Origin of the sequence: Cupriavidus cauae (genome assembly GCF_026210475.1) — a bacterium.
Taxonomy (GTDB): Bacteria; Pseudomonadota; Gammaproteobacteria; order Burkholderiales; family Burkholderiaceae; genus Cupriavidus; species Cupriavidus cauae.
The window spans coordinates 2,764,064-2,778,499 of the sequence record NZ_CP080293.1 but is presented as its reverse complement, the minus strand read 5'-3'; the positions used below and the strand labels follow the sequence as shown (position 1 = coordinate 2,778,499).

The window sequence follows — 14,436 nt, the reverse complement described above, 5'->3', positions numbered from 1 at the left end:
GGCCGCCACCTCGCTGCCGTCAGTCGCCGCGCAGCAGGTCGTTCAGGCTGGTCTTGGCGCGCGTCTGCGCGTCGACCTTCTTGACGATCACCGCGCAGTAGAGGCTGTACTTGCCGTCCTTCGACGGCAGGTTGCCCGCCACCACCACCGAGCCCGCCGGCACGCGGCCGTAGTGGATCTCGCCGGTTTCGCGATCGTAGATCTTGGTCGACTGGCCCAGGTAGACGCCCATCGAGATCACCGAGTTCTCCTCGACGATCACGCCCTCGACGACTTCCGAGCGCGCGCCGATGAAGCAGTTGTCCTCGATGATGACCGGGTTGGCCTGCAGCGGCTCGAGCACGCCGCCGATGCCGACGCCGCCCGACAGATGCACGTTCTTGCCGATCTGCGCGCACGAACCGACGGTCGCCCAGGTATCGACCATGGTGCCTTCATCGACATAGGCGCCGATGTTGACGTACGAGGGCATCAGCACCGCATTCTTCGCGATGAACGAGCCGCGGCGGGCGACCGCCGGCGGCACCACGCGAAAGCCGCCCTTGGCGAAGTCGTCGGCCGACCAGCCGGCGAACTTGGTCGGCACCTTGTCGTAGAACTGCGCGAAGCCGCCGGCGGCCATCGGCGCGTTGTCTTCCAGGCGGAACGACAGCAGCACCGCCTTCTTGACCCACTGGTTGACGATCCAGTCCTTGCCTTGCTTCTCGGCCACGCGCAGCGTGCCCGCGTCGAGCTGGCCGATCACCGTGGCCACCGCTTCGCGGATGTCGGCCGGGGCGGACTTGGGCGACAGGCTGGCGCGGTCTTCCCAGGCCTGGTCGATCAGAGCTTGCAGTGCTTGCGTCATATGCGTTTCTTCGCGTGTTGTCGTGGTTGAATTCGCGGCCGCCGCGCGGTGGCGGTCGGCAGCCGATATTGGGGTGGATATTGCGGTCGACTCCAGGTCCAAGGCGGCGAATCCCGGGACCGAACCGTGGGATCGAACCGCGCTCCGGCCGGTTCAGCCGCGGCCCGCCAGGCCCCGGCAGAAGGCGAGGATGCGCTCTGCACCCTCGCGGCATTCCTCGGGCGTCGCCACCAGCGCCATCCGCACGCGATTGGCGCCCGGATTGATGCCGTCGGCCTCGCGCGCCAGATAGCTGCCGGGCAGCACGGTCAGGTGCTGCTCGGCATAAAGCCGCGCGGCGAACTCGGTGTCGCTCAGCCCCGTGCGCGAGACGTCCGCCCACAGGTAGAAGCCCGCGTCGGGCAGGGCGACGTCCAGCACTTCGGCCAGCATCGGCGTGACCTCGGCGAACTTGGCGACATAGGCGGCACGGTTCTCGCGCACATGCGCCTCGTCGTTCCAGGCCGCGACGCTGGCGCTCTGCACCGCCGGGTTCATCGCGCCGCCATGATAGGTGCGATACAGCAGAAAGCGGCCCAGCAGCGCCGCGTCGCCCGCGACGAAGCCCGAGCGCAGGCCCGGCACGTTGGAGCGCTTGGACAGGCTGGAGAACATCACCAGCCGCTCGAAGCCGCGGCCCAGACGGTGCGCCGCCTCCAGCGCGCCCAGCGGCGCCTTGCCCTCGTCGAAATAGATCTCGGAGTAGCACTCGTCGGAGGCGATCACGAAGCCGTGGCGGTCCGACAGCGCGAACAGCTGGCGCCAGTCGTCCAGCGACAGCACCGCGCCGGTCGGATTGCCGGGCGAGCAGACATAGACCAATTGCACGCGCGGCCAGACTTCATCGGGGATACGGTCGAATGCCGGGGCGAAATTGCGGGCCGGATCGCTGTTGGCGAACACCGGCGTCGCGCCGGCCAGCAGCGCGGCGCCCTCGTAGATCTGATAGAAGGGGTTCGGACACAGCACCAGCGCGCCGGGGCGGGTGCCGTCGACCACGGTCTGGGCAAAGGCGAACAGCGCCTCCCGCGAGCCGGTGACCGGCAGCACCTGGCTGGCGGGGTCGACACGGGGCAGGCCGTAGCGGCGCTCCAGCCAGCTGGCGATGCATTGGCGCAGGGCTTCGGAACCGGCCGTTGTGGGATAATTCGCCAGCCCGCCAAGCGACTCGGCCAGCGCATCGCGGATGAAGCGCGGGGTCGGATGCTTGGGCTCGCCGATGCCGAAACTGATCGGCCGCAGCGCGCCGTTCGGCTGGATTCCCGCAAACAGGGCCTTCAGTTTCTCGAACGGGTAGGGCTGCAGCAAATCGAGACGCGGGTTCATGATGGGTCGAAGGCCTGTCGAAACGCAGCATTATAAGGGACGAGGCGCCGCGCCGAGGGACCGGCGTAACGCCGGCGTTCCGGTCCGGATCGGCTCCGATCCGGGCTTCACGTATCACCCACATCCATGTCAGGCACCGTTTCCCGGGTGCCGCCAGTGTTTTCCAATCCATGAGCCATTCCAACGCCAACGTGCGGCCCGGCGCCTCCCATGCCGACGCCCACGCCGATACCGATACCTTCAAGGCTTCCCTGTCGATCCTGCTCGGCGCCTCGGTGTGGGGCATCGCCTGGTATCCGTATCGGCTGCTGGCCGCCTGGGGCCTGGGCGGCATGAAGGCCGCGGCGGTGGTCAGCGCGGTCGCCGCCGTGCTGGCGCTGCTGGTGCTGCGGCGGCAATTGCGGGGCCTGCGCTGGTCGTGGCTGTTCGTCGCGATCGCGCTGGCGGCCGGGATTACCAATGCCGGCTTCGTCTGGGGCAGCGTCCACGGCCACGTGATGCGGGTGCTGCTGCTGTTCTACCTGACCCCGGTGTGGACCGTGCTGGTCGCGCGGCTGCTGCTGGGCGAGCGGGTCTCGCCGGCGGGCCTGATGCTGGTCGCGCTGGCGATGTTCGGTGCCGGGCTGATGCTGTGGACGCCAGAGGTCGGCGTGCCGCTGCCGGGCGATGCCGCCGAATGGGCGGGCCTCGCCGCCGGCATCGCCTTCGCGTTCAACAACGTGCTGTCGCGCCGCGCCGGCCAGCGCTTTCCCGAGATGGACGCGCGGCTGCGCACGCTGATGGTGTTCGGCGGCGGCACGGTGGTCGGGGGCATCGCCGCGCTGTGGCTCGATACCGGCGCCGTGGCGATCGCGCCCGAGGCGCGCGTGGCGGCGCCGCTGCTGGTGCTGGCCCTGGCGGGCACGCTGGTGGTCGGCAACGCCATCGTCCAGTACGGGCTGCAGCATCTGCCCGCCAACCGGGTCTCGCTGCTGATGCTGTTCGAGATCGTGGTCGCCGCGGTGTCGTCGTGGTGGCTGGCGACCGAGACGCTGAGCTGGAAGGAGGCGGCCGGCGGCCTGTGCATCGTGGCGGCCGGGGCGCTGTCCGGCCTGGTGCACCGGCGCAGCGGGCCGGCGCGGGCGCCGGCGGGCGAGGGCGCGGGGTGTACCGGCCTGCAGGGGCAGTAAGCGGCCGGCACGACCGCGTGGGTGTGCCGCCGGGATCGGCTCCGGACTGGACCGATGCGGCCCGAGATGCCGCCGGATGCCGGCCCGGTACCGCCAGCACGCCGGCCGGACGCCGCTCGTACACCGCCTCGATGCCGCCCGGACGCCGTCCCGAAGCCGCCCGGACACCGCCCGGACACCGCCCGGACACCGCCCGGACACCGCCCGGACGCCGCCCGGATGTCGCCCGGATGTCGCCCCGATGCCGCCCGAACCGGCCGGCAACGACCCCGTAACTGCCGGTAAATCCGGCTGGACGGCGTCACACCGATGGTATGATTAGCGCCAATTTTCGGGCACAAGTGCGCGACGAATGCGGTGCGGGCGGCACGTCCGCGCAGGGCGTCGCGCAGGCTGTCCGGCCTTTCTGGGTGCCGCTCCCGGGCGTGCCTCACCACGGATTCGAACCCATTCAAGACCAACCGTGCGACTGTCCTCGATCAAGCTGGCGGGCTTCAAGTCCTTTGTCGATCCCACCAATTTCCAAGTGCCCGGCCAACTGGTCGGCATCGTCGGTCCCAACGGCTGCGGCAAGTCCAACATCATCGATGCGGTGCGCTGGGTGCTCGGCGAGTCCCGCGCCTCCGAGCTGCGCGGCGAATCGATGCAGGACGTCATCTTCAACGGTTCCACCGCGCGCAAGCCGGCCGGGCGCGCCAGCGTCGAGCTGGTGTTCGACAACGCCGAAGGCCGCGCCGCCGGGCAGTGGAGCCAGTACGCCGAAATCGCCGTCAAGCGGGTGCTGACCCGCGACGGCACCTCGTCCTACTACATCAACAACCAGCCGGTGCGCCGGCGCGACATCCAGGACATCTTCCTGGGCACGGGCCTGGGCCCGCGCGCCTACGCGATCATCGGCCAGGGCATGATCTCGCGGATCATCGAAGCCAAGCCCGACGACATGCGGATCTTCCTGGAGGAAGCCGCGGGCGTGTCCAAGTACAAGGAACGCCGCCGCGAGACCGAGAACCGGCTGTCCGACACGCGCGAGAACCTGACCCGGGTCGAGGACATCCTGCGCGAGCTGTCGGCCAACCTCGACAAGCTCGAGGGCCAGGCCGAAGTCGCGCAGCGCTTCAAGGCGCTGCAGGCCGAGGGCGAGGAGAAGCAGCATCTGCTGTGGCTGCTGCGCAAGCGCGAGGCGCTGGCCGAGCAGGAACGCCATCAGCGCGCGATCGAGCAGGCCCAGATCGACCTGGAAGCGCAGACCGCGCAGCTGCGCCACGTCGAGGCCGAGCTGGAGACGCTGCGCGCCGCGCACTATGCCGCTTCCGACGGCATGCACGCCGCGCAGGGCGCCCTCTACGAGGCCAATACCGAGGTCAGCAAGCTCGAGGCCGAGATCCGCTATGTGGTCGAATCGCGCAACCGGGTGCAGGCGCAAATCGCCGCGCTGACCGCGCAGCGCGAGCAGTGGCAGGCCAAGGCCCAGCAGGCGAGCGACGAGCTCGAGCAGGCCGAGGAGGAACTGGCGCTGGCCGAGGGCCGCACCATCGAGGCGCAGCAGGCGGTCGAGCAGCAGAGCGAGGCGCTGCCGACGCTCGAAGCGCAATGGCGCGATGCGCAGGCCCTGCTGAACGAGCAGCGCACCGGCATCATGCAGGCCGAGCAGGCGCTCAAGCTCGAGGCCGCGCATCAGCGCAACGCCGACCAGATGCTGCAGCAGCTGGAGCAGCGCCGCGAACGCCTTTCCGGCGAGGAAAAGGGCCTGGACCGGCCCGACGACGTGCGGCTGGAGGAATTGCGCGCCGAGCTCGCCGAACACGAGGCGATGCTCGAGGACGCCCAGGCCGCGCTGGCCGAGGCCGAGGACAATCTGCCGCGGCTCGATGCCGAGCGCCGCGCCGCGCAGGAGCGCGTGCAGCGCGAAGCGGCCGCGATCGCGGCGCTGGAAGCGCGCCTGGCCGCGCTGCGCCAGCTGCAGGAGAACGTGCAGAGCGAAGGCAAGGTCCAGCCGTGGCTGGCAAAGCACGGCCTGGCCGAACTGCCGCGCCTGTGGAAGAAGATCCATATCGAACCGGGCTGGGAAAACGCGCTCGAGTCGGTGCTGCGCGAAAAGCTGGCCGCGCTGGAGGTCTCCAACCTCGACTGGATCAAGGGACTGCTGACCGACGCGCCGCCGGCCAAGCTGGCCTTCTACGCGCCGCCGCCCGCGGCACGCCCGGGCGAGGCGCCGGCCGGACTGCGTCCGCTGATGTCGCTGCTGCAGATCACCGAGCCGGGCATCCGCGCGGTGATGCAGGACTGGCTGGCCGACGTCTACACCGCGGACGACATGGAGCAGGCGCTGGCCGCACGCGCGAACCTGCCCGAGGGCGCGACCTTCGTCGTCGCCGAGGGCCATCTGGTCGGCCGCAGCTCGGTGCACCTGTATGCCGCGGACTCCGAGCAGGCCGGCATGCTGGCGCGCGAGCAGGAAATCGAGAATCTGCAGAAGCAGGCGCGCGCGCAGACGCTGCTGGCCGACGAGGCCAAGGCGCAGGCGGTGCGCGCCGAGGCGGCCTATACCGAGGGCAGCCGCAAGCTGGTGGAAGCGCGCGCCGACAGTGAGCGCGTCACGCGGCGCGTGCACGGGCTGCAGATGGACGTGCTCAAGCTGTCGCAGGCGATGGAGCGCTACGCCGCGCGCAGCAGCCAGATCCGCGAGGAGCTGGAGGAAATCGCCGCGCAGATCGACGAGCAGCGCGCGCTGAAGGCCGAATCCGAGGCCAACTTCGAGCGCCACGATACCGAGCTGGCCGAGATGCAGGCCGCGCACGAAGACCACCAGATGGCCTACGAAGCGCTGGATGCAAAGCTGTCCGACGCGCGCCAGCAGCTGCGCGACCTGGAACGTGCCGCGCAGGAGGCCGTGTTCGCCGAGCGCAATCTGGCGACCCGCATCGACGAGCTGCGCCGCAATATCCAGGTCGCGGGCGACCAGAGCGAGCGCATCGCCGAATCGCTGGAGAACGCGCGCGCCGAACTCGAAACCATCAACGAGCAGACCGCGCACACCGGCCTGCAGGAAGCGCTCGAACTGCGCGCCGAACGCGAGCAGAAGCTGGCGACGGCCCGCATCGAGCTCGACGCGCTGTCGGCGCAGCTGCGCCAGTTCGACGAGCAGCGCCTGGCCGCCGAGCGCAGCCTGCAACCGCTGCGCGACCGCATCACCGAACTGCAGCTCAAGGAGCAGGCCGCGCGCCTGGCGCAGGAGCAGTTCGCCGAGCAGCTGGCCGCGGCCGAGGTCGACGAGGCCGCGCTGATCGGCAAGCTCAACGGCGACATGAAGCCCTCGTATCTGCAGGGCGAAGTCACGCGCATCAACAACGCGATCAACGCGCTCGGCCCGGTCAACATGGCCGCGCTCGAGGAACTGGCGGCGGCGCGCGAGCGCAAGACCTTCCTCGACGCGCAGTCGGCCGACCTGAACGACGCCATCCAGACGCTGGAAGACGCGATCCACAAGATCGACCAGGAAACGCGCGCGCTGCTGCAGGGCACCTTCGACCAGGTCAACCATCATTTCGGCGAGCTGTTCCCGCAGCTGTTCGGCGGCGGCCAGGCCAGGCTGATCATGACCGGCGAGGAAATCCTCGATGCCGGCGTGCAGGTGATGGCGCAGCCCCCGGGCAAGAAGAACTCGACCATCCATCTGCTGTCGGGTGGCGAAAAGGCGCTGACCGCGATCGCGCTGGTGTTCGCGATGTTCCAGCTGAACCCGGCACCGTTCTGCCTGCTGGACGAGGTCGACGCGCCGCTGGACGACGCCAATACCGAGCGCTACGCCAATATGGTCGCGCGCATGTCCGACAAGACGCAGTTCGTCTTCATCTCACACAACAAGATCGCAATGGAAATGGCGCACCAGCTGATCGGCGTCACGATGCAGGAGCAGGGGGTGTCGCGGATCGTCGCCGTCGACATGGATGCGGCCGTTTCGATGGCGGAGGCGGCATGACAGGATCGCTTCGATCGACGCATGGGCCGAAGAACCGGCAGACGTATCAGCTGAAGGATTGGCTGAAGGATCGGCCGACGTCGGCCCCGAACCGCGGAGGGCGCGCGTGATGGACCTGCAAACCGCGCTGGTCGTCGCCGGCATCGTGCTGCTGCTGCTGGTAGTGGCCTACAACCAATGGCAGATCCGCAAGTCGCGCCGGCCGCGCGCGCTGCAACCCGAGGACGACCTGCCGCCGATGCGCGAGCCGGTGGTGGGCGAGGAAATCAAGCCCGAGGTCAGTGCCAAGCTGCACGAGCCGCCGCGTCCCGAAACGATCCAGCGCAAGGAGCCGACGCTGGTGGTGCCGCCGCTCGATGACGACGCGCAGGCGGCGCAGGCCGCCTCGCCGCTGGTGTCCGGCAGCGCCGATGCCGACGAGCTGCTGGCCGAGGAGGTCGCCGACGGCCTCGCGCGCAGCGCGCCGTCCGCCCGCACCGTGGCCCCGGGCAACGCCCACGGCGCCGACGCCGACGCCGGCAAGACGCCGGCGCAAGCGCCCGCATCTTCGTCCGCCGCGCCGTCCGCATCCCAGTCCGCATCCCAGTCCGCATCCCAGTCGGCACCGCCAGCGGCGCCGCGGCCCGAACCCGTCGCCGAGCCCATCGTGGCCGACGGCCAGCCCCGGCCCGCGGTGATCGATCCGCTGATCGACTGCATCGTGCCGCTGCATCTGGAGCGCAAGGCCTCCGGCGACCGCATCCTGCCGCTGACCGGGCGCCTGCGCCGCGCCGGCACCAAGCAGGTCCATATCGAGGGCCTGTACGAACCGGCCAACGCCTGGGAGCCGGTGACCGCCGGTCACCAGTACGAGGACCTGCAGGTGGCGGTGCAGCTGGCCAATCGCGGCGGTCCGCTGAATGCGCTGGAGTTCTCCGAGTTCGTCAACGCGGTCGAGGCCCTGGCCGAATCGCTCGACGCATCGGCCGAACTGCCCGACATGAGCGAGACCGTCGCCAATGCGCGCGAGCTCGACGGCTTCGCCGCCGCCTGCGACGTGCAGCTGGGCGTCAACGTGGTGTCCGATGGCGCGCCCTGGTCGGCCGCCTATGTGCAGAACGTCGCCACCCAGGACGGCCTGGTGCTGTCGCGCGACGGCACCCGCTTCACCCGCTACCAGGCCGGTCCCGACGGCATCCAGCGCGCGCTGTTCACGCTGCAGTTCGGCGATACCAACTTCCTGCGCGACGATCTGACGGTCAAGGCGGGCAGCCAGATCACGCTGCTGCTGGACGTGCCGCAGGCATCCCAGGCCGTCAAGCCGCTGAAGACCATGTGCGAGTACGGCGACAGCCTGGCGCAGCGGATGGGCGCGCGACTGGTCGACGACAATCATCGGCCGCTGACCGAGACGTCCTTCGTCGCCATCTTCCAGCAGCTGCAGGCGCTGTACGACAAGCTCGAGGCGCGCGGCATGCCGGCCGGCTCGCCGGTGGCATTGCGCCTGTTCAGCAGCTGACGCGCGGACCGGCACCGGTTTTTCGCCGTCCGCCTTTCGCCGCCCACCTTCGCCGCCACCTTCGCCGCCCGCTTTTTCGTACCGCTCACGCCTCATGCCAGCAAAGAAACACGGCGCTCCCACTTCGGCTGATGCGCCGCGGCCTGCCGCGGCCGATGCAGCCGACGCCGCCAATGCCGCCAATGCCGCCCGGCCGGACAATTCCGCCGACAAGCCCGACGCCCCGGCCGCGCGTGCCGACTGGCTGCGCGAGCAGATCGAGCACCACAACTACCAGTATTACGTGCTCGACGCGCCGACCATTCCGGACGCCGAGTACGACGCGCTGTTCCGCGAACTGCAGGAACTCGAGGCCGCGCATCCCGAGCTGTTGACGCCGGAATCGCCGACCCAGCGCGTCGGCGGCCAGCCACTGACGGCGTTCGCGACGGTGCGGCACCGGCTGCCGATGCTGTCGCTGAACAACGCCTTCGACGACGACGACGTGATCGGCTTCGATCGCCGCTGCGCGCAGGGCCTGGGCCGCACCGTGGCCGCCGAGGGCGCCGCCGACCTGTTCTCGGCCGCCGATGCGGTCGAATATGCCTGCGAGCTCAAGTTCGACGGGCTGGCGATGTCGCTGCGCTACGAGAACGGCCGGCTGGTGCAGGCCGCCACGCGCGGCGATGGCGAGACCGGCGAGGACGTGACCGCCAATGTGCGCACGATCAAGGCGATTCCGCTGAAGCTGAAGGCCGGCGCGCCCGCGGTGATCGAGGTGCGCGGCGAGGTCTTCATGTACCGGCGCGATTTCGACCGGCTCAATGCACGCCAGGCCGAGGCCGGCGAGAAGACCTTCGTCAATCCGCGCAACGCCGCGGCCGGCAGCCTGCGCCAGCTCGATCCGCGCATCACCGCGCGCCGTCCGCTGTCGTTCTTTGCCTACGGGCTTGGCGAGCTGGACGGCGAGCCGCGCCCGGCCACCCACGATGCGCTGCTGGAACGCTTCGCGGCGCTCGGCCTGCCGGTCTGCGCCGAGCGCGCCGTGGTCAAGGGCGCGCAGGGGCTGCTCGACTTCTATCGCGGCGTCGGCAGGAAGCGCGACAGCCTGCCCTATGACATCGACGGCGTGGTCTACAAGGTCAATGCGGTCGAGGAGCAGGAACGCCTGGGCTTCGTCTCGCGCGCGCCGCGCTTCGCGCTGGCGCACAAGTTCCCCGCGCAGGAAATGACCACCGTGGTCGAGGACATCGAGGTCCAGGTCGGCCGCACCGGCGCGATCACCCCGGTGGCGCGGCTGGCGCCGGTGTTCGTCGGCGGCGTCACGGTGACCAATGCCACGCTGCACAACGAGGACGAGATCCGCCGCAAGGACGTGCATATCGGCGACACCGTGATCGTGCGCCGCGCCGGCGACGTGATTCCGGAAGTCGTCGCCGTGGTGCCGGAGCGCCGGCCCGCCGATGCGCGGCCCTTCACGATGCCGACCGCTTGCCCCGTGTGCGGCTCGCATATCGAGCGGCTGGAGGACGAGGCGATCGCGCGCTGCACCGGCGGGCTGATCTGCGCCGCGCAGCGCAAGCAGGCGCTGCTGCATTTCGCCCAGCGCCGCGCGATGGATATCGAAGGGCTCGGCGAGAAGGTGGTCGACCAGCTGGTGGAGCAGGGCATCGTGCGCACGCCGGCCGACCTGTACAAGCTCGGCGTGGCCAAGCTCGCGGCGCTGGACCGCATGGCCGACAAGTCGGCCGGCAATCTGGTGGCCGCGATCGACGCGTCGCGCGCCACCACGCTGAACCGCTTCATCTTCGCGCTGGGCATCCGCCATGTCGGCGAGGCGACCGCCAAGGATCTGGCGCGGCATTTCGGCAAGCTCGACGGACTGATGGCGGCCGACGAGGCCGCGCTGCTTGAGGTCAACGACGTCGGCCCGGTGGTCGCGCAGTCGATCGCGCATTTCTTTGCCGAGGCGCACAACGTCGAGGTCATCGAGCAGCTGCGCGCCGCCGGCGTGCACTGGCCCGAGAGCGAGCCCGCCGCGCGCGCGCCGGCGCCGCTGGCGGGCAAGACCTTCGTGCTGACGGGCACCTTGCCGACGCTGTCGCGCGAGGCGGCCAAGGAGATGCTGGAGGCGGCCGGCGCCAAGGTGGCGGGCTCGGTGTCGAAGAAGACCGACTACGTGGTGGCCGGCGAGGAGGCGGGCAGCAAGCTCGCCAAGGCGCAGGAACTGGGCGTGCCGGTGCTGGACGAGGCCGGCATGATGGCGCTGCTCGAGGAGCACGGCGCGGCGGGACGCTGACAGGGGCAGGGACCGCGGTCCCTGTCGCTGTCCGGTGGCGACGATGTCCAGCGACGCTGTCCAGTGAGACGGCCGATCGCGGCTCGCCAAAGCAAAGGTGCAGCGCCGAATGCGAAAGATGCGGCCACTGCCGCGCGATTAACCTCGCCGGGTTCTTCCATCACGTGTTCCTCACGACAAGGAGTCCCCATGGGTTCGATCGCCGCCGCACACCATACGCCATGCCAGGATTGGGTCGCCGTCCGCGTCAAGCTCGAGGGGCTGCGCGAAGGCTTCCAGCGCCAGCCGGCGCAGCGGCACCAGCAGGACTTCGTGTTTCGCGGGCAGCATTTCCGGCTCGAGTATGTCGCCGACACGGACGCGGGCATCCTGCAAGGCCTCAAGGCCCACAAGGGCAGCGTCGAGCGGCCCGCCGGACGGCTGGTGTGCCGGGTCTCATCCGCGCCATCGCAGGCCTCGTGGATGGACCGCATCCGCCAGGTCGTCGCGAACCTGTTTGCGCCGCTGCTGGACATGTGGGACGGCGACAAGCAGTGGACATTCGGCTGCCCGATGCTGGAATCGCGCGCACAGGCGATGCTGCGCTATCTGGCACCCCATGTGCCGCTCGAGCGCCTGCGTTCGATCCATGTCGACGTGGACAGGATCTTTGCGGCGTGAGTGCGGATTCCGACGCGGGCGCGGACGCCGGCCGCGCCCGGAGGCGCTGGCTATAATCGACGGAATTTCGGCGGAGACCCGCCGCATGCGGCAGCCAACATCGCGCCCGGCTGCCCGAGCAGAGGACGAGCAATGATTCGCGACATTCTGAAAATGGGCGACCCCCGGCTGCTGCAGGTCGCGCGCCCGGTCCAGCGCTTCAATACCCCCGAACTGCGCACGCTGATCGAGGACATGTTCGACACGATGGACCACGCCAACGGCGCCGGGCTGGCCGCGCCGCAGATCGGCGTCGACCTGCAGGTGGTGATCTTCGGCTTCGAGCGCAACCCGCGCTACCCCGATGCGCCGCAGGTGCCCAAGACCGTGCTGATCAATCCGGAGCTGACGCCGCTGTCCGACGAGATGGAGGACGGCTGGGAGGGCTGCCTGTCGGTGCCCGGGCTGCGCGGCATGGTGCCGCGCCATACCAGCCTGCGCTATACCGGCTTCGACCTGATGGGACAGCGCATCGAGCGCGTCGCCGAGGGCTTCCATGCGCGCGTGGTGCAGCACGAGTGCGACCATCTGCGCGGCATCCTGTACCCGATGCGGGTCAAGGACTTCAGCAAGTTCGGTTTTACCGAGGTGCTGTTTCCCGAGTTGAACGGGGTACAGTCGGACGACTGAGGCCCCGGGCCGTAGCTCCGGCCCTCGGCCCTCGGCCGTCGGCCCTTGGCCCGTCGGCCCCCCGGCGATACGCAACAAGCGATAGCAAATTGGGATGGAGCCGGGACCGCGCGGTGCGCCGGTCCCGGCAGCGCGCCTCAGAACTTCTCGAACGGCCCCAGGAAGCGCCACTGGCCGACCGGCAGGTCGCCCAGCACGATGCGGCCCATGCGGACGCGTTTGAGTCCGACAACCTTCAGGCCGACCTGCTCGCACATCCGGCGGATCTGCCGTTTCTTCCCTTCGCGCAGCACGAAGCGCAGCTGTTCCTCGTTCTGCCAGCTGACCTTGGCGGGCTTGAGCGGCTCGCCGTCGAGCGACAGGCCGTGGCGCAGCTTGTCGAGCCGCTCGGCGGGGAACACGGCCGACACATTGCGCTCGACCGGGCCGTCGGGCGCATCCTCCCAGACCACCCGCACCAGGTATTCCTTCTCGATGTTCGAGTCCTCGCCGATCAGTTGGCGGGCGATGCGGCCGTCCTGCGTCAGCACCAGCAGGCCCGTGGAATCGATATCGAGGCGTCCGGCCGGTGCCAGGCCCTTGTGCTGCCAGGGCGCAAAGCGCTTGCGGGTCGGATCGTTTTCCCACTGGTTCTCGGCGGTGAACAGCGCGGCCGCCGGCTGATAGCCTTCCTCGGCCTGGCCGGACACATAGCCGACCGGCTTGTGCAGCAGCACCGTGACGCGCTCGCCTTGCTCGGAGCGGGCGGCCTGCTGGATCTCGATGGTCGCGTCCGGGCGGATGCGCGTGCCCAGCTCGGTCACGGGCTTGCCGTCGACCAGCACCCAGCCGCGCGGAATCCATTCGTCGGCCTCGCGGCGCGAGCACAGGCCCAGCTCTGACATCCGCTTGGACAGGCGCACCAGGCCGTCGGACTCGTGCGCCGCGCCGGCGGCATGGGCGTTCGACGGCGGGCGGGCCGGGCTGCGGGTGGGGGTGGCGCGCGGTGCGTCGTATGCCGCGGCGTGCGGCACGTTGCTGCGCGCGCGGGCGCCGCCCGGTTTGGGCGCGCGGCCGGTGCCGGCGCCGAAGCCGGAGCGGGCCGGGCGCATGTCGCCGGCTTCCGCCTGCGGACGGCGGGGACGATCGCGCGATTCGGCCGATGCCGGGCGCGGCGGACGATCGCCGCGCTCGGTCGGACGGGGGCGCTGACCGCGCTCGGTCGGACGGGGGCGCTGACCGCGCTCGCCGCGCTCACTGCGATCGCCCGCGAATTCGCGACGCGGCCCGGCGCCGGGGCGCGCGCCGCGGTCGGTGCGTTCGCCACGCTCGGTCGGGCGGCCACGTGGATCGCGCTCGCCGCGATCGGCACCGAACTCGCGGCGCGGGGCGGTGCCCGGACCGCCGCTGCGTTCGGTGCGCTCACCGCGCTCGAAGCGCGCCGGCCGCTCGGTGCGCTCGCCACGATCGAAGCGCTGCGGGCCTTCGGTACGCGGGCCGCGCTCGAAGCGCTGTGGGCGCTCGGTACGTTCGCCGCGCTCGAAACGCGGCGGCCGCTCGGTGCGCTCGCCGCGCTCCCCGCGCTCGAAGCGCTGTGGGCGCTCGGTACGTTCGCCGCGTTCCCCTCGCTCGCTGCGCTCGCCCCAGCGCGCCGGCCGTTCGCGCGCTTCGTCGCCGAAACGACGCGGCCCGCGTTCCTCGGTGCCGAAACGGCGCGGTCCGCGCTCGTCGCTGCTTGGCCGACGCAGGCCGCGTCCTTCCGGCGCCGGGCGGGCGCCGCCTGGTTTGCGCGGCTTGCCAGTGACGTCGGCGCGTTGCTGCGCGGCGCGCACGCCTTCGGCCACCGTCTGGACGCGGCGCCGGTTCAGATCGGATACGCGTACCGGCCGGGTGGCGCCGCTCTTGCGCGCGGGACTGGCGGCCGCGGACTTCAGTCCCAAGGTCTTGCGCTTGGGGGAGGGTTGATCGCTCATGGTTTCAATGGTGTCGCGG

At 70.3% G+C, this 14,436-nt stretch carries 9 protein-coding genes; 6 read left to right on the top strand and 3 right to left on the bottom strand.

All coding sequences use genetic code 11. The annotated features are described in order from the left end of the window. Positions 1-19 precede the first annotated feature (19 nt). Together dapD and dapC are read right to left on the bottom strand one after the other, a co-directional pair. A complete protein-coding gene (gene dapD, locus KZ686_RS12425; protein WP_149319041.1) occupies positions 20-847 on the bottom strand; it encodes a 2,3,4,5-tetrahydropyridine-2,6-dicarboxylate N-succinyltransferase in 828 nt (275 codons plus the stop codon). A gap of 153 nt (positions 848-1,000) precedes the next feature. Beyond that, positions 1,001-2,212: a succinyldiaminopimelate transaminase gene (gene dapC / locus KZ686_RS12420; RefSeq protein ID WP_265632520.1), complete on the bottom strand. Its 1,212-nt coding sequence runs from the start codon at positions 2,210-2,212 to the stop codon at positions 1,001-1,003. A 170-nt stretch (positions 2,213-2,382) separates the two neighbouring features. On the opposite strand from dapC, the gene KZ686_RS12415 reads away from it, so the two are divergent. From KZ686_RS12415 to def, 6 genes are all read left to right on the top strand, one after another. Further along, positions 2,383-3,381: a DMT family transporter gene (locus tag KZ686_RS12415; RefSeq protein WP_265632519.1), complete on the top strand. Its 999-nt coding sequence runs from the start codon at positions 2,383-2,385 to the stop codon at positions 3,379-3,381. 463 nt (positions 3,382-3,844) lie between these two features. Then, a complete protein-coding gene (gene smc, locus KZ686_RS12410) occupies positions 3,845-7,360 on the top strand; it encodes a chromosome segregation protein SMC (protein WP_265632518.1) in 3,516 nt (1,171 codons plus the stop codon). Positions 7,361-7,469: 109 nt separating this feature from the next. Continuing rightward, positions 7,470-8,858: a cell division protein ZipA C-terminal FtsZ-binding domain-containing protein gene (locus KZ686_RS12405; protein ID WP_265633478.1), complete on the top strand. Its 1,389-nt coding sequence runs from the start codon at positions 7,470-7,472 to the stop codon at positions 8,856-8,858. A gap of 94 nt (positions 8,859-8,952) precedes the next feature. Further along, complete coding sequence (gene ligA, locus KZ686_RS12400; protein WP_265632517.1) at positions 8,953-11,136, top strand: NAD-dependent DNA ligase LigA; 2,184 nt, start codon at positions 8,953-8,955, stop codon at positions 11,134-11,136. Positions 11,137-11,325: 189 nt separating this feature from the next. Further along, positions 11,326-11,796 (top strand): hypothetical protein, encoded by a 471-nt coding sequence (locus tag KZ686_RS12395; protein ID WP_150083689.1) that lies wholly within the window; start codon positions 11,326-11,328, stop codon positions 11,794-11,796. 132 nt (positions 11,797-11,928) lie between these two features. Further along, positions 11,929-12,465, top strand: a complete 537-nt coding sequence (gene def / locus KZ686_RS12390; RefSeq protein ID WP_149319035.1) for a peptide deformylase — start codon at positions 11,929-11,931, stop codon at positions 12,463-12,465. 137 nt (positions 12,466-12,602) lie between these two features. Here the strand turns inward: def and KZ686_RS12385 are convergent, their stop codons facing one another. Further along, complete coding sequence (locus KZ686_RS12385) at positions 12,603-14,417, bottom strand: pseudouridine synthase (protein ID WP_265632516.1); 1,815 nt, start codon at positions 14,415-14,417, stop codon at positions 12,603-12,605. Positions 14,418-14,436 lie beyond the last annotated feature (19 nt).

What these genes read in the sequence shown, in the direction of transcription:
- dapC (WP_265632520.1), bottom strand. Translation starts at nt 2,212, where the DNA reads ATGAACCCGCGTCTCGATTTGCTGCAGCCCTACCCGTTCGAGAAACTG.
- KZ686_RS12385 (WP_265632516.1), bottom strand. Translation starts at nt 14,417, where the DNA reads ATGAGCGATCAACCCTCCCCCAAGCGCAAGACCTTGGGACTGAAGTCC.
- KZ686_RS12405 (WP_265633478.1), top strand. Translation starts at nt 7,470, where the DNA reads ATGGACCTGCAAACCGCGCTGGTCGTCGCCGGCATCGTGCTGCTGCTG.
- KZ686_RS12415 (WP_265632519.1), top strand. Translation starts at nt 2,383, where the DNA reads ATGAGCCATTCCAACGCCAACGTGCGGCCCGGCGCCTCCCATGCCGAC.
- def (WP_149319035.1), top strand. Translation starts at nt 11,929, where the DNA reads ATGATTCGCGACATTCTGAAAATGGGCGACCCCCGGCTGCTGCAGGTC.
- KZ686_RS12395 (WP_150083689.1), top strand. Translation starts at nt 11,326, where the DNA reads ATGGGTTCGATCGCCGCCGCACACCATACGCCATGCCAGGATTGGGTC.
- dapD (WP_149319041.1), bottom strand. Translation starts at nt 847, where the DNA reads ATGACGCAAGCACTGCAAGCTCTGATCGACCAGGCCTGGGAAGACCGC.
- ligA (WP_265632517.1), top strand. Translation starts at nt 8,953, where the DNA reads ATGCCAGCAAAGAAACACGGCGCTCCCACTTCGGCTGATGCGCCGCGG.